This window comes from Hymenobacter lapidarius (genome assembly GCF_001816145.1).
In the GTDB taxonomy this organism is placed as follows: Bacteria; Bacteroidota; Bacteroidia; order Cytophagales; family Hymenobacteraceae; genus Hymenobacter; species Hymenobacter lapidarius.
This window is the reverse complement of record NZ_MDZB01000022.1, coordinates 48,222-67,493: the sequence shown is the minus strand read 5'-3', so window position 1 is coordinate 67,493 and position 19,272 is coordinate 48,222. Positions and strand designations below refer to the sequence as shown.

General features: G+C 61.1%; 14 protein-coding genes and 1 riboswitch. Of the genes, 5 read left to right on the top strand and 9 right to left on the bottom strand.

Annotated features, from left to right (window positions below; genetic code table 11):
* Positions 1-56: 56 nt before the first annotated feature.
* The 3 genes from BEN47_RS00945 to BEN47_RS00935 form a co-directional block, all read right to left on the bottom strand.
* On the bottom strand, positions 57-1,076 hold the full coding sequence (locus BEN47_RS00945) for an LLM class flavin-dependent oxidoreductase (protein ID WP_070724326.1): 1,020 nt from the start codon (positions 1,074-1,076) through the stop codon (positions 57-59).
* A gap of 136 nt (positions 1,077-1,212) precedes the next feature.
* The gene (locus tag BEN47_RS00940; protein WP_239691456.1) at positions 1,213-2,271 is read right to left on the bottom strand and encodes an ATP-grasp domain-containing protein; all 1,059 of its coding nucleotides are present in this window, start codon (positions 2,269-2,271) and stop codon (positions 1,213-1,215) included.
* A 402-nt stretch (positions 2,272-2,673) separates the two neighbouring features.
* Positions 2,674-2,766, bottom strand: a riboswitch (SAM riboswitch).
* A 226-nt stretch (positions 2,767-2,992) separates the two neighbouring features.
* Positions 2,993-4,957: a TonB-dependent receptor plug domain-containing protein gene (locus BEN47_RS00935; RefSeq protein WP_083321972.1), complete on the bottom strand. Its 1,965-nt coding sequence runs from the start codon at positions 4,955-4,957 to the stop codon at positions 2,993-2,995.
* A 221-nt stretch (positions 4,958-5,178) separates the two neighbouring features.
* Here BEN47_RS00935 and BEN47_RS00930 point away from each other — a divergent pair, with 221 nt between their 5' ends.
* A complete protein-coding gene (locus BEN47_RS00930) occupies positions 5,179-7,662 on the top strand; it encodes a M1 family aminopeptidase (protein ID WP_070724361.1) in 2,484 nt (827 codons plus the stop codon).
* 117 nt (positions 7,663-7,779) lie between these two features.
* On the opposite strand, the gene BEN47_RS00925 is transcribed toward BEN47_RS00930, so the two are convergent.
* From BEN47_RS00925 to BEN47_RS21230, 5 genes are all read right to left on the bottom strand, one after another.
* Complete coding sequence (locus BEN47_RS00925) at positions 7,780-8,523, bottom strand: carbonic anhydrase (protein ID WP_239691455.1); 744 nt, start codon at positions 8,521-8,523, stop codon at positions 7,780-7,782.
* Positions 8,524-8,625: 102 nt separating this feature from the next.
* Complete coding sequence (locus BEN47_RS00920; RefSeq protein WP_083321971.1) at positions 8,626-10,257, bottom strand: SulP family inorganic anion transporter; 1,632 nt, start codon at positions 10,255-10,257, stop codon at positions 8,626-8,628.
* Between the two features lie 136 nt (positions 10,258-10,393).
* A complete protein-coding gene (locus BEN47_RS00915) occupies positions 10,394-11,803 on the bottom strand; it encodes a sensor histidine kinase (RefSeq protein WP_070724322.1) in 1,410 nt (469 codons plus the stop codon).
* Positions 11,804-11,905: 102 nt separating this feature from the next.
* Positions 11,906-12,586, bottom strand: coding sequence for a response regulator transcription factor (locus BEN47_RS00910; RefSeq protein ID WP_070724321.1), 681 nt, complete (start codon positions 12,584-12,586; stop codon positions 11,906-11,908).
* A gap of 111 nt (positions 12,587-12,697) precedes the next feature.
* Positions 12,698-12,886 (bottom strand): hypothetical protein, encoded by a 189-nt coding sequence (locus BEN47_RS21230; protein ID WP_125921435.1) that lies wholly within the window; start codon positions 12,884-12,886, stop codon positions 12,698-12,700.
* 371 nt (positions 12,887-13,257) lie between these two features.
* Here BEN47_RS21230 and BEN47_RS00905 point away from each other — a divergent pair, with 371 nt between their 5' ends.
* The 4 genes from BEN47_RS00905 (at position 13,258) to BEN47_RS00890 (ending at position 18,562) form a co-directional block, all read left to right on the top strand.
* Positions 13,258-13,869, top strand: a complete 612-nt coding sequence (locus tag BEN47_RS00905) for a (2Fe-2S)-binding protein (protein ID WP_083321970.1) — start codon at positions 13,258-13,260, stop codon at positions 13,867-13,869.
* Positions 13,870-13,898: 29 nt separating this feature from the next.
* Entirely contained in the window at positions 13,899-14,933 is a 1,035-nt protein-coding gene (locus BEN47_RS00900) for an FAD binding domain-containing protein (protein WP_070724320.1), read from the top strand.
* Between the two features lie 67 nt (positions 14,934-15,000).
* Entirely contained in the window at positions 15,001-17,235 is a 2,235-nt protein-coding gene (locus BEN47_RS00895; protein ID WP_070724319.1) for a xanthine dehydrogenase family protein molybdopterin-binding subunit, read from the top strand.
* 190 nt (positions 17,236-17,425) lie between these two features.
* A complete protein-coding gene (locus BEN47_RS00890; protein ID WP_070724318.1) occupies positions 17,426-18,562 on the top strand; it encodes an XdhC family protein in 1,137 nt (378 codons plus the stop codon).
* 13 nt (positions 18,563-18,575) lie between these two features.
* On the opposite strand, the gene BEN47_RS20700 is transcribed toward BEN47_RS00890, so the two are convergent.
* Positions 18,576-19,121 carry a hypothetical protein gene (locus tag BEN47_RS20700; protein WP_125921434.1) on the bottom strand — a complete coding sequence of 182 codons (546 nt, stop codon included), beginning with the start codon at positions 19,119-19,121 and terminating at the stop codon, positions 18,576-18,578.
* Between the last annotated feature and the right edge of the window lie 151 nt (positions 19,122-19,272).

Genomic DNA, 19,272 nt, shown 5'->3' with positions numbered 1-19,272 from the left:
TGCCCCGGCAAACTCAGCATGACGTTCTGTATAATGGCCGTTTCATTGTAATTGACCTACGCCAGCACCTGAATAACCGCCTCGGAAAACCGCTCCATTTCCTCCAGCTGCGGGCTGGCTTGCAGCAGGAAGAAGTCCACTCCTACTTGCTCAAAGGCCCCAATCCGGTCCTGAAGCTGGGCGGGCGTGCCGGTGAGGCCCGTGCGCAGGCCGCGGTTCGACACCGAGTAGTCCTGCAGCGACACCTGCTGCTCCAGCTGGGTGCCGGCCAGCCACTGCTGGTAGTTGCCGTAGCCCGCCGCCGACGCCTTCACGTTGGTGATGCGGTCGAGCTCCTTTTTCACGTCCTGCTCGTTGTCGCGCACAATGGTGTAGCCGGCCACGCCGAATTTCATCGGCGGCAGGCCTTTTTGCTCGCGGCGACGGCGCATGTCCGCGATGCGGGCCCCGATTTGCTCCGGCGAGTCGCCGTGCATTACGTAGCCGTCGCACTGCGTCGAAATCAGGTCCTTGGCCGCCTCCGACTCGCCACCGGCGTACAGGAACGGGGCTTTGGCGGGCTTGGGTTGCAGCACGTTGTCGGCCACCTGGTAGTACTTGCCGTCGTAGCTGAAATGGTCCTGCTTCCACACGTTGGTCACCACGTCGAGCCACTCGCGGGTGCGGGCGTACCGGTCGTCGTGCTGTTCGAAATGCAGGCCGTACTTAGTGGCCTCATCGCGCCACCAGCTCGATACTACGTTGAGTGACAGGCGGCCCGGCGCTATCAAGTCGATGTTGGCCGCTTGCTTGGCCAGCTGGGCGGGGTTGTGGAAAGTAGGGCGCACGGCCACCATGATTTCCAGCTGCTCGGTTACGGCGGCCAGCGCGGCGGCCGTGCTCCAGGCCTCCATGGAGGGCGCTTCCGTGCCTTTAATGTCGTTGAGGTACAGCTCCGCAATCAGCGTGAGGTCGTAACCCAGGGCCTCGCTGCGCTGTGCCAATTGCTTGACGTAGCTCCAGTCGGTAGGCATGTGCTCGTCCTCAACGTTGCGCAGCCAGCCCCCAAAAATGGGCATCCAATATCCGAATTTCATATTTTATGTGCTTTAAGAACTGTCATGCTGAGCGCAGCCGAAGCATCTCTACTGCTTCGTTGCTACGATTGAATTACTATCGCAGTAGAGATGCTTCGGCTACGCTCAGCATGACGTTCCGTTATTGTTTTTTGAACTACGCTGTGGCTAATTCGTCTTTTCCGGCCCCCACCGCAACGGCCGAAACCTGCGTTTCCAGATAGTCCACGAAGCGCGCGTAAGGGTCAAAGCCTACCACGTTCACGGCATCGGCTACGAAGTTGGAAAGCGCATTGATGTCGTAGAACAGCACGTCGCCGGTGCGGTCGTCGATGAGGTATTCGATGCCGCCCACGTCAATTTTAGCAGCCGCTACGATGCGCTCCACGGCGGCAATCACCTCCGCTGGCGGCGTAAAGGCCTCCACCTGAATGCCCTTTTTCGGCGCTTCGGTCAGACAAAATTCTGCCGATTGCTCCTCCGGAATCTGGCAGATTTCGGCGGGGCATAAGTTAAAGCTCTCGCCGGTAGTGAAGACCTTCATGGCGTAGAGAAACTTGCCGTCCAGCATTTCAACGCGGTGAATGTTGCCGCCACGGGGCGTCACGTATTCCTGCACCAGCGCCGTCTGGTCGATGCCGAGGTCAATCTGGTCGTTGTCCACCGCGGCTTGCAGGCCCTCCAGGGTATCGAAACGGATGATGCCCGCCCCGCTGCCGCCGATGTTCACCTTCACCACAATGGGGAAACGCAGCGCGCGGGCCGCATCCACCGCCCGGGAAGCGTGGTTTATCACAAACGACTTCGGGTATTTTAGCCCCAGCGACTCAAACAGCGAGAGCTGCCGGGCCTTATTGGTTTCGATGGCCGTGGCCGCCGAACCGTTGATAATGCGCGTGCCGATGCGCTCCAGGTGAGTGGCAAAACCCGCCGTGTGGAAAATGCCTTGGCCGTGTCCGCGCAGATAGGCGGAGGAGCTCATGCGGTTCACCACCAAGCTGTAGCGGCTCTCCTTCTCGGCGGGGTTAAAAAGGTGGTGGGCGGCGTCAATTTTCTCGTAGGGCAGCCCGCGGCGTTCCAACTCAGCAAAGAGCGGCTTGAACCATTCAGGGTGCTCGAAATAGATGCCAATAGGCTTCATCGTCAGCGACATAATCAGGGAAATTAATTGGGTTTGGAACAGGGGCGAAAGTCCTTCGGCCAATGCGAGGCGCACGGCGACAAGGCTTCCGGATTAGAATCGTACTAAGCCCGTGATATTCGTTGGAGACCTGTCTCTCAAGGGTTATGTGGTGGCCGACGCTTGTCCCAATGCCCAGCAGTGCGGGCAAATGATGGCGAGTCGGCTTTCGCACGAAACCGCCTCAGCACCAAGGCGCCAAGCCGATAACAACCCAGAAAAGAGTGATACAGCCGCTCGAAGCAGCCACAATATGCAGGCGTGCGGAAGCACTCAGCTCCCGCTTCCGCCTACCTACCCACGAAAATCAATCGGGAAAAGCTAAGCCGGACAACAACAGCAACAACAGCCCATACCAGCCCGGCGCATAAGGGCGGGGGTGGCATTAAAACCAGCGGTGTGATTGGGGAAGGTGTTGGCAGCGTCCACGGCAACTTGTTTTTATATGGTCAGGAATTGGCACCTTGCCCGCGGTTGCGGATGGTTGCCGGCGCGTCGTTGAGCCTGTCTCTCAGCGCCTCTGTATAAAAACAATCCTTTGGGATAAAGAATTGATACGGCAAATATACAACGAAGGCCCCGACTTGTTCAAAGTCGGGGCCTTTTTGCAGAAATCGCACCGCAACGATTGAACAATGTAGGAACGCGCTTGGCGCGTTCGGCGGCTGCACCTATTGCGCTGTTCAACGATTGAACGCGCCAAGGCGCGTTCCTACACAGGCCGCACAAACCCCAACGATTCAACGCGCTATGCCGGCTATTTTCGTAGCGCCAGCCGCACGCCGCCCATCAGCCACCGGTTGGGCATTTGGGCACCCAGCAGGTCGGAATACTGCTCGTTGAACAGGTTCTGTACCTGACCAGTGAGCCACAGGCGTTGCGGCAGCAAGGCCACTTCCAGGCGGGCATTAAAAACCATGTACTCGGCGGCCTGGGCGCGGCCAATAGCGGCCACGGCCGAGGCATTGCGCTGCTTCCACAAGCCACTCACACTACCGTTCACGCGCTTGGTGCTCAGGCCAACCGTGCCCGAAATTACCTGGCGGGCAATGTTGGCCAGATACTGCGAGGCGATGTTTTCGGCATTGGTCACCTTCACGTAGGTGTAGCCCACGCTGCCATCGAAACGGGTGGAGGACGTGAGCTGATGCGCGGCAGTCAACTCGGTTTCCATCCCCTGGGTCGTCACGTCAAACAGGTTTTGGGCAAAGCGGTAGGTGCGGGCGGCGTTCAGGTTGGCCAGGCCCGTGGCCTCAATTACCTGCGCGCCGGACACGGGCACGTAGTCGATTTGATTGTTGCCCTTCCGCAGGAAATACGTGGCTTTGGCCGTGAGGCCGGGCAAGGGTCGGTAGTCCACGCCCGCCTCGTAGTTGAGCGTGCGTTCGGCCTGCAATTCCGGATTGCCAACGTTGAAACCGTTCGGAACGATGCCGGCGCGGCCGTTGGACGTGTAGCGCTCAGTAAAATCGGGCGCCCGAATGGCCCGGCCGATGGCGCCGCGCACGGTCAGCACCTCCCCTATTTGCTGGCTCACGTTCAGCTGCGGCACCAGTTCGGTGCCGTAGGCCTGGTCGTGGTCGAGGCGTAGGCCACCGGTGAGGGCCAGGCCGGGCGTGGGCGTCACCGCCACTACGCCAAAGGCGGCGTAATGCCATTGGGCGTGGTTGCCCCGGTCGTTGCTGCGCACGGCGCGGCGGTCGGCCTGGGTGCCCAGGGTGGCGCGCACCTTGTCTCCAACCTGCTGCTGGTGGCTGAGCAGCAGGTTGGTGTAGTGCATGAGGTGGTCGCTGGCGACGGACGTGGGCGTGAACACGTAGTAGTCGGTGCTGCGGCTGGTCGAAAACTGGGCCTCGGTGCGGGCGCGCTCGTTGTGCTGGTAGCGCACCTGTCCCTGGTACCAGTCGCGGTTGGTGGTTTCGCGGGCCTGGTCGGCAGGGTTGGTGGTGTAGAAATACTGGGCGTTGTAGTCGCGGCGGTCCAGGCTGGCGCGGGCGGCCACGCTCAGCTTGGGCGCCAGCTCGTAGGCGGCGGAGAGGGAATACGTTTTCAGGTTGGCGTCGCTGCGCAGCTTGCTGGGGGCGGCGCGCAGCTGGCCGTCGGTGGTATTCAGCAAAATGCCGCCGCCCACGCGCAGCTTGTTTTTGGCCAGAAAGCCGCCGGTATTGGTGTGCCACAGGTTCCATTCGCCGCGCATGGTGGTGCTCGTCAGCTCGGCCTCGTCGCGACGCTCGGTGGCGGCGAAGGTTTTGGTGACGATGTTGATGACGCCGCCCACGGCATCGGGGCCGTAGAGGGCGGCACCGGCCCCGCGAATGATTTCAATCTGCTCGATTTCGGCGGGCGTAATGGGCAGGTACGCGCCAAAGTGGCCCGAAAGCGGGTCGTTGAGCCGCATGCCATCCAGCAGAAAAAGCACCTGGTTGAAGGTGCTGCCGCGCAGGCTCACATCGGCCTGCGCCCCGAAAGGGCCGCGGCTCTGCACTTCCAGGGCCGGCAGGCAGCGCAGCAAATCATCGATGGAATTGACGGGATAGCGCGCAATGCTGGCCCCGGAAATAACGGTCACGGCGCGCCCGGTCTGGTTCAGCGGCTGGCTCAGACGTGAGGCGTATACCGTGACTTCGCGCAGGGCGCGACTGCTGTCGGCCGGTGCCTGGGCCAACGTGGTGAGGGAAGGAACGAGAAGGAAACTGAGCGCGGTAAGGCGTGAAGAAAGCATCAGGCGTGGTTGAATGAGACCACAAACTTACGGCACGAACAGCAGCGCAAAGTAGTGCTTCGCGACTCCGAACGGCACCCAAACAACTTTACCCCACTGGCGCGGCAAGGCGAAGCCCCGCCCCGCGCTACTGTCTCTGTCCCTACTTTAGCAGGCGAATGGGCAACGCGGAAGCAATAGCGGTGCCCTTTGCGCAAATCATTCTTATCCAAACCGTTTTCATGAAGCATCTTTTTGCGCTGGGCCTGATGGGCCTGGTGGCCACCACGCCGGCCCTGGCTCAGGCTCCGGCCGCTCCTGCCGCGATGGCGGAATCGCCCTACCGCGCCTCCGCCACCAAAATCAACGACCTGGTGCACACCAAACTCGACGTGCGTTTTGACTACGCTAAGCGCTACCTCTACGGCAAAACCTGGATTACGCTCAAGCCCCACGGCTACCCTACCGACACGCTGCGGCTCGACGCCAAGGGCATGGACATCAAGGCCGTGGCCTTGATGAACGGCGACCAGCAAACGCCCCTGAAGTACACCTACACCGATGGCGCCAACCTGCGCATCAACCTGGGCAAAACCTTCAAGCCCGGCGAGCAATACGTCGTGTACATCGACTACATTTCGAAGCCCGATGAGTTGAAGGTGCAGGGCAGCGCCGCCATCACCGACGCCAAAGGCCTGTACTTTATCAACCCCGACAGCGCCGTGGCCGGCAAGCCCGTGCAAATCTGGACGCAGGGCGAGACCGAAGCCTCGTCGGCCTGGTTCCCCACCATCGACCGCCCCAACCAGAAAACCACCCAGGAAATCAGCATGACCGTGCCCAGCAAGTACGTCACGCTGAGCAACGGCGCCTTGGTGAGCCAGAAGCCCGCCGGCCCCGGCCTGCGCACCGACACCTGGAAAATGGACCTGCCCCACGCGCCCTACCTGTTTATGATGGCCGTGGGCGACTTCCGCATCACCAAGGACACCTGGCGCGGCAAGGAAGTGAGCTACTACATGGAGCCCAAGTACGCGCCCTTCGCCAAGCAGATTTTTGGCAACACCACCGACATGCTGGAGTTCTACTCCAACCGCCTCGGCGTGGAGTACCCCTGGAATAAGTACGCCCAGATTGTGGCCCGCGATTACGTGAGCGGCGCCATGGAAAACACCACCGCCACCCTGCACGGCGAGCAGGTGCAGATGACCGACCGCGAGCTGCTGGACCGCGAGTACCAGAACGAATCCGTGATTGCCCACGAGCTGTTTCACCAGTGGTTCGGCGACTACGTGACGGCCGAATCCTGGTCGAACATCACCGTGAACGAGTCGATGGCCGACTTCTCGGAAGGCCTCTACGCCGAGCACAAGTACGGCCGCGACGCCGCCGACGCGCACTACTACCGCTACCTGCGCCGCTACCTCAGCAGCCCGCGCGACGCCACTAAAAACCTGGTGCGCTTCCACTACGACAGCCAGGAAGACGTGTTTGACCTGGTGAGCTACCAGAAAGGCGGCGCCATCGTGGATATGCTGCGCACCTACCTCGGCGACGACGTGTTCTTTGCCGGCCTGCAGAAATACCTCCAGGACAACAAATTCGGCAACGGCGAAGCCCACCAGATGCGCCTGGCCTTCGAAGCCGTGTCGGGCCAGGACCTGAACTGGTTCTATAACCAGTGGTACTTCGCGCCGGGCCATCCGGTGGTGACCATCGACTACGCCTGGGACGCGACCAAAAAAGTGCAGTCCGTGACCGTGAAGCAAACCCAGCCAGGCCAGCCGTTCCGCCTGCCCTTCGCCATCGACTACTACGTGAACGGCAGGAAGCAGCGCCAGCAAGTGGAGATGACGGAGACCACCCAGACCTTCAGCATGCCCCTTTCGGCCAAGCCCGAGCTGGTGAACGTGGACGCCAACAAGAAAACCCTGTGGCAGAAAACCGACAACAAGCCCTTCGGTGAGTATGCGTTTCAGTACAACAAAGCGCCCTTGTTCGTGGACCGGATTGAGGCGCTGGCCGCTGCCGCCAAGGAGCAAACCACCAACGCCGCCGCTCGTGGCGTGCTGGCAGCAGCCCTCAACGACAAGTTCTACGGCGTGCGCGTTGCGGCGCTGGAGGCCCTGAAGCTGGACGATGCCGCCGTGGCCAAAGCCGCAACGCCCACCTTGAGCAAGCGCCTCGCGGCCGAGAAAGACCCGCTGGTGCTGCCCGAACTGCTGATAGCGGTAGCCAAACTGAAGGATAAGAAGAACGAAAAATTCTTCGCCCAGCAGCTCAGCAGCCAGTCTTATAGTGTGCAGGGCGCAGCCCTGGTGGCGCTTGCAACGCTACAACCCGCGCAGGCATTGGCCCGCGCCAAAACGTATGAAACCGACAGCAACGGCACTCTGGCCCAGGCCGTGACGGAAGTATACGCCAAGTACGGCTCCCTGGAACAATGGGCGTATGTGCGCGATAAGTTTGACGCGGCCCGCCCCCAGGGCCAGTTCAACCTGATGGAGCCGATGGCGACCATGCTCGGCCGCCTCAATGATGCCACAGCCTTTAACGAGGGCGTAACCCGCCTGAAAACACTGGCCGTGAAGTACAAGAGCTACGGCGCCGACAAGCCCGTAATTGGCCTGCTGCAAAGCCTGATGCCGAAAGCCGGCAGCCCCAACGCCGCCGAAACGCAGCAAACGGTGGAGAAAGCCGTCGCTGAGATTCAGGGCGCGAAGTAGCGCGTAGGCGTTAGGGAGCACGCCGCACCCCACCGCCACGGCTGTCCAAAAAAGAAGGCCTTCCGCTATTTGCTGAAGGCCTTCTTTTTTACCAAGTTTGTTTCGATAGCAGGGTGTTTATTTGGCGATGGGCTGCATGGCCGGGTCGTGCTTGGGGCCTTCGTACGTGCTGGAATCTTCTTCGGCAGTAGGCGAGGCGGGCACTTCGTCCGTTGCTTCCACTTCGTGTACTTTGGTGGCGTAAATGTGCTCCATGTCGCGCATCACGTCTTCGCTGCCCACCTGCAGGTCCTTTAGCACGCCATCGGCAATGTCATAAACGAGGCCGTGCAGGCGGGGCGGGTCGTCGGTACGCATGGCGTTCTGGATGATGTTGGTCTTGGCCAAGTTGCGCACCTGCTCAATTACGTTCAGCTCCACCAGGCGGCGGGCGCGCTGCCCCTTGTCTTTAATGCCCATTATTTCCTCGTCGTGCAGCCGCACCACGTCGCGGATATTCACCAGCCAGTTGTCAATCAGACCGTACTGTTTGTTGGCGGCGGCGGCGGCCACACCGCCGCAGCCGTAGTGGCCCACCACCATAATGTCCTTCACGCCCAGCACCTCCACGGCGTACTGCAGCACCGACAGCATGTTCATGTCGGTATGCACCACCAAGTTGGCGATGTTGCGATGCACAAACATTTCGCCAGGCCCCGTGCCGGTTATGCCCGATGCGGGCACCCGCGAATCGGCGCAGCCAATGAACAGATAGCGCGGGGTTTGACCCTTGGTCATGCGCTGGAAAAACTCCGGGTCATTCGCGTTCTTGCTCGCGACCCATTCGCGGTTATTTTCGAGGATTTCTTGGATGCCGGACATATAAACTGAAGTAATGTTGGTAGGTGGGGCCTCCTCTAAGGAAGCTAGACCGGGTAAAAGAATTTTTAAAGCGCGGAATTTGCGGGGAGGCCGGCGGGCCGGTTAGTGCCCCGCCACTGCCACCGAGCGAATGCCGCGCAGCTCCAGGTCGATGTTACGCGCAGGGGCAGCCCGGCGGAAAGATTCGATGGCTTCCAGTACGTCGTGGTCGATGACATCGGAACGGGTACCGTCTAGAATGACGCGGCTGCCACTGGGGAGCTGCTCAAGGGTGGTGACGATGCTGGCTTTGTTGAGAAACGAGACGTGCTCGGGCAACCGGAGATGCAGCAAGCCGGGCTCGTCTTCTGGGGTGGGCTCGTTGCGCAGGTACGAGCCGGCTTTGGAGTTGTCGCGCAGAATGAAGAAGAAACCCAACACCAAACCAATGGTCACTCCTTTGAGCAAATCTGTGAACAGCACCGCCACAATGGTGATGATGAAGGGAATGAACTGCTCGCGCCCTAAGCGCCATTGCGAGATGTACAAGGCCGGCCTGGTGAGCTTGTAGCCCACCAACAGCAGCACCGCGGCCAAGGCCGACAGGGGAATCATGTTTAGTACCGAGCCCAGGAAAACCAAGCTGATGAGCAGCAGCAGCCCGTGGATAAAGGCCGACATACGGGTTTGACCGCCCGCGCTGATATTGGCCGACGAGCGCACGATAACGGCGGTAATGGGAAGCCCCCCCAGCAAGCCGCTCACCAGATTGCCCGTGCCTTGCGCCAGCAGCTCGCGGTTGGTGGGCGTGTGGCGTTTCTGCGGGTCGAGGTTGTCCACCGCCTCCACGCTCAGCAACGTTTCGAGCGAGGCCACAATGGCAATGGTCAGGGCCACGCCATAGGTTGCGGGATTGCGCAACGCGCCAAAGTCGGGAAACGTCATCGCCCCCACCAGTTGCTGCATCGAAGAAATGACGGGCAACGTGACCAAATGCTCGGGACGCACCTGGATTTCAGGAGCCACTGCCCCCAGGAGTTGATTGATGCCGACGGCCACGAGCACGGCCACCAGTGCCCCCGGCACCAAGCGCGCCCAAGGCTGCCGACGAATGGCTTTGGTGTCCCACATCAACATGAGCACAAGCGACACGGTGCCCACCAACACCGAGCCCGGGCTCAGGCCCCTGAAAGCGGCGCCAATGGCCGAGAAAGTATTCAAACCATCAACCTGAGAGAAATTCAGGTCCTCAAAAAAATCAGAGTCAGCACCCATAAAATGGGGAATCTGCTTCATTATCAATATGATACCGATAGCGGCTAGCATGCCCCGAATGACGGCCGCCGGGAAGTACAACGCAATGATGCCGGCCCGGCCCAGCCCCATGATAATTTGCATAACCCCGGCAACCGCCGTGGCGGCCAGCATGGCCGGAAACGACCCCAGGGTGGCGATGCCCGAGAGCACAATGGTGGTGAGGCCCGCCGCCGGACCGCTCACGCTCACGGCCGAGCCGCTCAGCCAGCTCACCAGCACCCCGCCCACGATGCCCGCCACCACGCCCGAAAGCAGCGGCGCACCCGATGCCAGGGAAATACCCAGGCACAAAGGCAGCGCAACCAGAAAAACAACAAGGCCCGCCGGCGCATCCTGCCCAATGGTTGCAAATACCGACTTACTCGGCGGCAAAGGCGATGGGAAAGCGGCCTTGATAGGAGCCCCCGTGCGCGAGGGTGATGAAGTAATCTCTGGCATATGGCTTAGTAGATAGTCTTGCGTACGAATGAAGTTCCAACAAGTCGGAATTGTTCAATTCAGCGTTCAAAAGTACGAGCGCCCTATTAATACCGAATTAAAGGTGAATTAAAAGGAAATTAAAACCCTGAGGTGGTTAAATAACTGGCTTTTTAGGCCATTCCAGCCGTACTTGGGCCCCGCGTCCTACTTCGCTTTCCACGCGCACCGTTCCTCCGTGCAGCGCCATTATCCGGGCAGTGAGGGGCAGGCCAATGCCGTGGCCGGGCACCATGCGTACCGAAGCAGCCCGGAAAAACGGCACGAACACGTGCTGCAAATCTTCCTGGCTCAGGCCCGGCCCCTCGTCTGAGACCAGCAGGGTGATGCGCGGCCCGACGAGAGCCAGCGTGGCCGTGACGGTCCCATTGTTGCAGGCCGAAAACTTGCAGGCATTGTCCAGCACGTTGAGCATCGCCGACAAGATAAGGGCTTCGTTGCCCCGCACGGCAAAGGCCGTCGCGTCGTCTACTTCGCCAAAATCCAAGTCGACGCGGCAGGTAGAATGGCGCCGCAGGATTTGCTCGTGGGCCTGCAGCAGCAGCTCATCCAGGCGCACCGGGGCCATGGGCACCTGCGAAGGGTCGTCGGAAGCCCGCGCTATTTGCAGCAGCCCGTTGGTGAGGTTGTTGAGCTGCCGGGCCGAGTCCAGGGTGCTTTGCAGCACGCGGCGGTACTCGGTGGGCGGGCGCTCGGCCTGCAGCAGAGACACTTCCAACTCGCCGATGAGGGCCGTGAGCGGCGTGCGCAGCTCGTGCGAGGCATCGCGCACGAAAGTGCGCTGGCCCACAAAGCTGGTTTCGAGGCGGTCGAGTAGGCGGTTGAAGCGCTGCGCCAGCCGACCGATTTCGTCGTTGGAGCCTTCGGCCTGGGTGAGGCGCTGGCTCAGGTCCGTGGCCGTAATGCCGTCTACCTCGTGCACCATGCGGCGGAGTGGGCTCAGCGCCTGTCCGGCAAAAATCCAATTCCCAATGGCCATCACCACCAGTGCAGCAAGCAAGCCAATGGCCAGCAGCTCCCGCAGCTGGGCTAGTTGCTGGCGGCTGTCTTCGTCTACCGAAGAGGCCACTACTACCAGCGGCCCCAGGCGGGCGTCTTGGTAGAGCAGGCCCACGGTTTCGTGGTAATTGGTTTCGGTCTCCAGCACGGCTTTGCCCGAACGGCGCACCTCTTCCAGCCACGCGAGCGGCACGGCCTTGGCCGAGCCCTGCCCTTCCCGGAACACCAGCCGATTGCGGGCATCGTACACGCGGCCTTCCTCGTCGGGCAGGGTGCGGTAGAGTTGCCGCAGGTAGCGCCGGTACGAGGCCTGCTGGTCGGCGGTGGCCCCGGTGTCCTGACCGTCGGCGTAGGCGTGGCCCACCACCAGCGTCCGCTTAAACAGCGTTTGGGTAAACAGGGAGCGGCGCGACTGCATTGTGGCCACGTAAATGGCCAGGGCGAACAACAGCAGCGTAACCGCAAGTATAAACCCGAACTGCAGGGCAAGGCGGAGGCGAATGGACATCGTGAAACTAGTCAGGCGGGAAGGAGCCAGTGCAACAGCCCTCTCCCCTCAATGGATAACATGCCCCGCCGCCACCGTCAGGCGCTCCGCAACTTGCGCCAGCTAGGCTTCGGTTTTCATCACGTAGCCCATGCCCACCAGCGTGTGAATGAGCTTGGGCTCGAAGCCTTTATCAATTTTCTTGCGCAAAAAATTGATGTATACATCTATAACATTGGAACCCGTATCGAAGCTCAAGTCCCAGACGTGCTCCAGCAAATCGGCCCGGGACGCCACGCGCCCCTGATTGCGCAATAGGTACTCGAGCAGCGAAAATTCCCGCGCCGTGAGCTGCACCAGCTGGCCCGCCCGCTCCACACGCTTGGCGGCGGGGTCCAGGGTCAGGTCGGCGAGGTGCAGAATGGCTTTGGGCGCGGGCGCTTCGGTGCGGCGCCGCACCAGGGCCCGCAGCCGGGCCAGCAGCTCCTCGAAGGCGAAAGGCTTGACGAGGTAGTCGTCGGCTCCGGCGTCGAGGCCGCGGATTTTGTCATCGGTTTCGCCCAGGGCCGTGAGCATCAGGATGGGCACGCCCGGGTCGTGGGCCCGCACCTGGCGGCACACTTCCAGGCCGCTCAGGCCGGGCAGCATTTGGTCCAGAATCAGGCAGTCGTACTGGGTAGATTGGGCGCGGCGCAGGCCCAGCAGGCCATCGGCGGCCAGGTCCACAGTGTAGTCCTGCTCGGTGAGGCCCTGGTGGAGAAACGCCGCAACGGAAGGTTCGTCTTCGACTAAAAGAATTTTCATGGCGCCGGAAGGTAATGCGAGCGGCTCGAAAAAGGCGCCGGCCCTCCCCAATAGACCGCGCTACGAGAGGGGCCAGCCAAGCGGCAGCAATGCGGGGAGCAACCCGCTGGTTTAGCGCGATGCAACGGCGGCGACTACGCTACCGGGCTGAACAACAGGCGCTGCGCTGGGCGGTGCATTATGGGCAGCACCTGCATTGCTGCCCAGCGGCGCGGTCTGCAATCGAACCCCTACCGCCAGCAAAATTGAAAGGAAAGCCGCCAGGTAGTAGCGGAAGTGCCGTTGAATAGCGGTATGCATAAGGCAGAAACCCTAAGAATAAGTAGCCCTGGAATGGCTGAGTATTTTCTGAATTCGAATTTATTCCCAAGCGCCCTGGGCAGAAACTTTTTTTAGCTCAACACTCCATTGTACACGCTGAATGCTAGCAGCTTCACGTTGAATTGCGGCGCTTACATTCAACGCAAATATGCATCCTCCCCAGTGGCTGCCATGCTCGCGCGCCTGACCAACGGCCCGATGGACTGGCAACTTCTCACCGACGAATGGAGTGCAAGGCAACGCCAAGCCGGTTTGGGCACGTATAGAAAAAGAGCTTACGAGCTCTGCGCGCCTCCACGGTTGTGCGCCACCACCGCGCTTCGGCACATTCACTCCTTCCTCCCGTACCCATGACCCACGTTACCCAAGCGCCGCTGGGAATGTCCCCTGCCACTCTGGTCCCCACGCAGCCCGTTACGCTGCACATCAACGGCCAGGACCGCACCCTGCACATTGCCCCCTGGACCACCCTGCTCGACGCCCTGCGCGAATACCTGGACCTGACCGGCACCAAAAAGGGCTGCGACCACGGCCAGTGCGGGGCCTGCACGGTACTAGTTGATGGCAAGCACATTAACAGCTGTCTGAGCCTGGCCGTGATGCAGGAAGGCAGCGAGATTCAAACCATCGAAGGCCTGGGCACCGAGGAAAGCCTGAGTCCGCTCCAGCAGGCGTTCATCGACCACGACGCCTTCCAGTGCGGCTACTGCACGCCGGGCCAGATTTGCTCGGCCCAGGGCCTTATCAATGAAGGCAAGGCCCGCACCGAAGCCGAAGTGCGCGAGCTGATGAGCGGCAACCTCTGCCGCTGCGGCGCTTACAGCAACATTCTGAGCGCCGTAATGGAAGTAATTGAAGGTCAGAAACCGGGGGCGGAGGGCAAGATTGTGATGCCGGAAAAAGAATGGTCGGCGGGCGCGGCGCACCAGCAGATGCCACCGGTAGCACCGCCCAAAAAATAACCTTCCCGCCCTTCTATTTTCCAGCCACTATGAACAGTTTCACTTTTACACAAGCTGCCGCCGTGGATGCGGCCGTGCGCGAAAAAGCCAGCCACGAAGGGGCCGCCTACATCGGCGGGGGCACCAACCTGGTCGATTTGATGAAGGAAAACGTGGCCCGCCCCACGCACCTCATCGGCCTCAAAAAGCTGGGCCTCGACACCATTGAGAATACGCCCGATGGCGGCCTGCGCCTCGGGGCCCTCGCCACCAATGCCGACACCGCCTATCATCCCGAAGTAATCAGCCGCTACCCGCTGCTGAACCAGGCCATTCTGGCCGGGGCCAGCCCGCAGCTGCGTAACATGGCCACCGACGGCGGCAACCTCATGCAGCGCACCCGCTGCTACTATTTCTACGACCTGGCCACGCCCTGCAACAAGCGCGAGCCGGGCACGGGCTGCTCGGCCATTGGCGGCTACAACCGCGTGTGCGGCATTCTGGGCACCAGCGACTCCTGCATCGCCACTCACCCGAGTGACATGTGCGTGGCCCTGGCCGCCCTCGACACCACCGTGCGCGTGAGCGGCCCCAACGGCGAGCGTACCATCAAATTCGAGGATTTCCACCGCCTGCCCGGCGACCACCCCGAGCGCGATAACACCCTGGAGCCGGGCGAGCTCATCACCGGCCTTGACCTGCCCGCCAAAGGCTTCGCCCAGCACTTCAGCTACCTGAAGCTGCGCGACCGCACCAGCTACGCCTTCGCGCTGGTGAGCGTGGCGGCGGCGCTGGAGCTGGACGGCAACACCATTAAGGATGCCCGCCTGGCGCTGGGCGGCGTGGCCCACAAGGCCTGGCGCGATAAGGCGGCCGAGGCCCTGCTCGTGGGGCAGCCCGCCACCGCCGACACCTTCCGCCGCGTGGCGGCCAAGGTGCTCGAAAACGCCAAAGGCTACGGGGAAAACACGTTCAAAATTGAGCTGGCTAAGCGTGCCATCGTGCGGGCTCTCAAGCAGGCCACCGAGATGAAAGCGACAGTTGATACCAACGCCTATTTCCAGCCGTCAGCTTTCAACTCATAGCCATTGGTTTTTTTGTTCATTACTCATCAAGCTAACAGCTAATAGCTAGCGGCCAACAGCTTTACCTATGAATACTGACTATATCGGCAAGCCCACCAGCCGCGTGGATGGCCCGGCCAAAGTGACCGGCACCGCCAAGTACGCCGCCGAATACAACGTGCCGAACATGCTGTACGGCTACGTGGTGAGCAGCCCCATCGCCAAGGGCAAAATCACGAAAATAGACGCCGCGCCGGTGCTGGCGCTGGCGGGCGTGCAGCAGGTTTTCTCGCACGAGAACGTGCCGCATTTCGCCATTTTCGACCGCAGCTACCAAGACGAAATCGCGCCCGGCGGCTCGCCGTTTCGCCCGCTGTACGATGCCGAAATCAAGTTCAGCCTGCAGCCGGTGGCGCTGGTGGTGGCCGACACCTTTGAGCTGGCTCGCTACGCCGCGTCCGTGCTGCACATCGAGTACGAGGAGGTCGCCCACGAAACCAAGTTGAGCCAGCATATCGACGATGCCTACGAGCCGGGCAAAGGCAAAATCGGCTTCCAGCCGCCGAAGTCGCGCGGCAACTTTGGCAAGGGCTGGAAGGAAGGCGTGGCCCACGTGGAGGCGCAGTTCTCGCACCACGCCCAGCACCACAACCCCATGGAAAACTTTGCCACCACCGTGGAGTGGCTGGGCGATAAGCACCTGAATATCTACGACAAGACGCAGGGCGCCTTCAACAGCCAGCTGCTCGTGACCAAGATTTTCGGGCTGAGCAAAGACCGGGCGCGGGTAATTTCGAAGTACACCGGCGGCGGCTTTGGCTCCGGCCTGCGGCCCCAGTACCAACTGTTGCTGGCCGTGATGGCCTCGCTGGAGCTGGAGCGCTCGGTGCGCGTATCGCTCACCCGCGAGCAGATGTTCAGCTTTGGCCACCGGCCCGAAACCCTGCAGCACGTAGCCCTGGCCACCGCCGCCGACGGCTCGCTCACCGGCATCAACCACTTTGCCGTGGCCGAGACCTCGCAGTTTGAGGATTTTACCGAAAACGTGGTGGGCTGGAGCGGCATGCTCTACGACTGCAAAAATGTGGCGCTGGGCTACCGCCTGGCCAAACTCGACGTGTACACGCCGCTCGACATGCGCGCACCCGGCGCAGCCTCGGGCTCCATCGCCCTGGAAATTGCGATGGACGAGATGGCCTATGCCGCCGGCCTCGACCCGCTCGAATTCCGCATGCGCAACTACTCCGACCACGACCAGGCCCAGGACCTCCCCTATTCCAGCAAGGCGCTGCGCAAGTGCTACCACGAAGGCGCCGCCAAATTTGGCTGGAAGCAGCGCACGGCCGCGCCCGGCTCCATGCGCGACGGCAACCTGCTGGTGGGCTGGGGCATGGGCGGCGGCGTGTGGGACGCCACCAAGCTGCCCGCCTCCGTACGCGCCAGCCTCGACGCCGACGGCCACCTCACGGTGAGCAGCGGCACCAACGAAATCGGCACCGGCACCTACACCATTATGACGCAGATTGCGGCCGAAAGCATGGGCCTACCCATTGAGGCCGTCACCTTCGTGCTGGGCGATACCGAGCTTCCCGAGTCGCCGCTGCAAGGCGGCTCCTGGACGGCCGCCTCGGTGGGCAACTCCGTGGTGGAAGCCTGCACCAAGCTGGGCGAGGCCCTGCTGAAACAAACCCAGAAAATGGACAGCCCGGCGTTCAAAGGCGTCAAAATCGACGATGTGCAGTTTGCCAACGGCCAGATGCGTCTGCGCTCCGACAGTACTCAAGCCATGGTGCTGCGCGATGTGGTGCAGGCCAGCGGCGAGCCCAGAATTGAAGCCGAAAACTCCACGCTACTCGCCAAGCTGGCGATGCTGAAGCCGCCAAAATACTCCATGCACGCCCACAACGCGGTGTTTGTGGAAGTGAAAGTGGACCCCGACCTGATGACCGTGCACGTTACCCGCGTGGTAAATGCCGTGGCCGCCGGACGCATCCTCAACCCCAAAACGGCCCGCAGTCAAGTGCTCGGCTCCGTGGTCTGGGGCCTCGGCATGGCCCTGATGGAAGAATCGGTGATGGACCACCGCTTCGGCCGCTACATGAACCACTCCCTGGCCGAATACCACGTCCCGGTGAACGCCGACATTCACGCCATCGACGTCGTTTTCGTGAACGAGGAAGACGATAAAGTGAACCCCCTCGGCATCAAGGGCCTGGGCGAAGTGGGCATGCTGGGCGTAGCCGCCGCCGTGGCCAACGCCATTTACCACGCCACCGGCAAGCGCGTGCGCGATATGCCCATTACTATCGATAAGCTGCTGTAGAAACTGCGGCGCTGGCAGGTGCTGGGGGTAGCTATTCTTCGCGTAAAAATACCCCGTAAAGAACTCGTTGCGGGGCGGTTGGTTTTAACGTCGCCGTTTGCTACCGTCCCAAAACCTCGCTTCCCGGCAAGCAGTTTACATAACCTCCCCCTGCCGCCCGGCGTGCTGCTAGACCTACTTGACATCCCGAATGACTGAACTCCAACGCCTGCTCCTTGCCTACGACCAGCACCGCGCCAGCGCCCGGCCCTGCGCCCTGGCCACGGTGGTGGAAGTGCTGGGCTCTGCGTATCGCCGGCCTGGCGCCCGTATGCTCGTCACCGACGATGGCCAGCTAACCGGGGCCATCAGCGGCGGCTGCCTGGAGGGCGATGCGCGGCAGCGTGCCCGGCAGGCCATTTTCCGGGGCGAGCCGGGCTTGGTTACCTATGACACCCGCGACGAGGACGACCCGCGCCACGGCTTGGGCCCCGGCTGCCAGGGCGTGGTTCGCATCCTACTGGAGCCGCTGGACTTTGCCGCGCCCGACAATGCGATGGAGCTGCTGCGCGGCTTCGCCGGATACCCGGAGCCGGCCGTGCTGGCCACCGTTTTCAGCACCGATGAGGGCACGGGACTGCGGGCAGGCGTGGGCCAGCGCGTGCTGCTCACGGCGGCGGGCACGGTGCGGGGCACCCCCGCCCTGGCCGCCCCACTGGCCGAAGCTGCCCGCGCAACATTAGCCGAAGGCACCACGCAGGTGCTGGACATAGACACCGACGCCGGCCCCGTGCGTGCTTTGGTCGAACTCCTCACTCCGCCCTTGCGCCTCATTGTGTACGGGGCGGGCAACGATGCCCAGCCGCTGGTGCACCTCGCTGCCTCGCTGGGCTGGCACATCACCGTGTTCGACGGCCGGCCCAACCTGGCCACCCGCTCCCGCTTCCCAGAAGCCGCCGAGGTGCGGGTGGTGCCGGTAGCCGCCATCGCGCAGGAAACGCCCGGTGATGCTTACGCCGTGCTGCTCAGCCACAATTACGCGTATGACTTGGCCGCTTTGGCCCTGCACATTCCCGGCCCCACACCCTACATTGGTCTGCTGGGCCCACGCAACAAGGCAGCCCGCCTGTTGGCCGAAGCCGAGCTGGATTTGTCGGAACAGGATGCCCGGAATCTGCTGCACAGCCGACTGCACAGCCCGATTGGGCTGGACTTGGGCAGCGAAACCCCGGAGGAAATTGCGCTGGCCATTGTGGCCGAAATTCAAGCCAAGCACCACCAGCGCAACAGCCGGCCACTGCGTGATCGAGCCGACGGTGTTCACGAGCCAATATCCGTGTTAAATTAACTGACCAGCAAGGCTAGCGCACGTCAAATTCCTGACTAAAGGATTGAGCAGGAAGAACTGTCTCGGGTCCCGTCGGCTTTAGAATAGTAAAAGCCGCAGCAAAGGAGCTTTTGTAGCGCCCGGGTTGCAGATAACTGTTGGCCGCATGGCTGCAAAAAATCGCTGAGTTGGAATAATTGGCCACTTCTACCCAAGAAATATTCAGCGTTATGGTACTTCGCGCCGGAATATTAAAACCTCCTCGGTAGTCGCAAAAGATATGATTGTATGGCTTACCAAGTAACACGTTAGAGGTTGAACTGGAGAGCTGGTACAATTCTAAGAACTGCTGCGCGTCGAATAAAGGGTTTTTAAGAAAAACAGCTTCGCTGGTAGTGTTTTTTACTTCAAAGCGAAAAATCACATTTTGCCCTTTTGCAAAACTTGTCATTACCTTGCCCTGCTCGTTCACTATATCAAACCGCCCTTCTATTGGGCCAATAGGCGTTACTTCTTTATCCTTGCAGGCGGACAAGAATAAAACAGATACAAAAGAGGTATATAGAGCAAAAGTTTTCATACAGGGTAGATGATTGTTTAGGGGGAAAGACACTTCGTTCTTGTTGGGAATACTTACTACTCCTCGCTATTGACAAACTTATTTCTACTGCGAGCTAATAAACCAAACTGTAGGATGTAGCAAAAGCGCCACGAGTAATCAGCGCAATTGA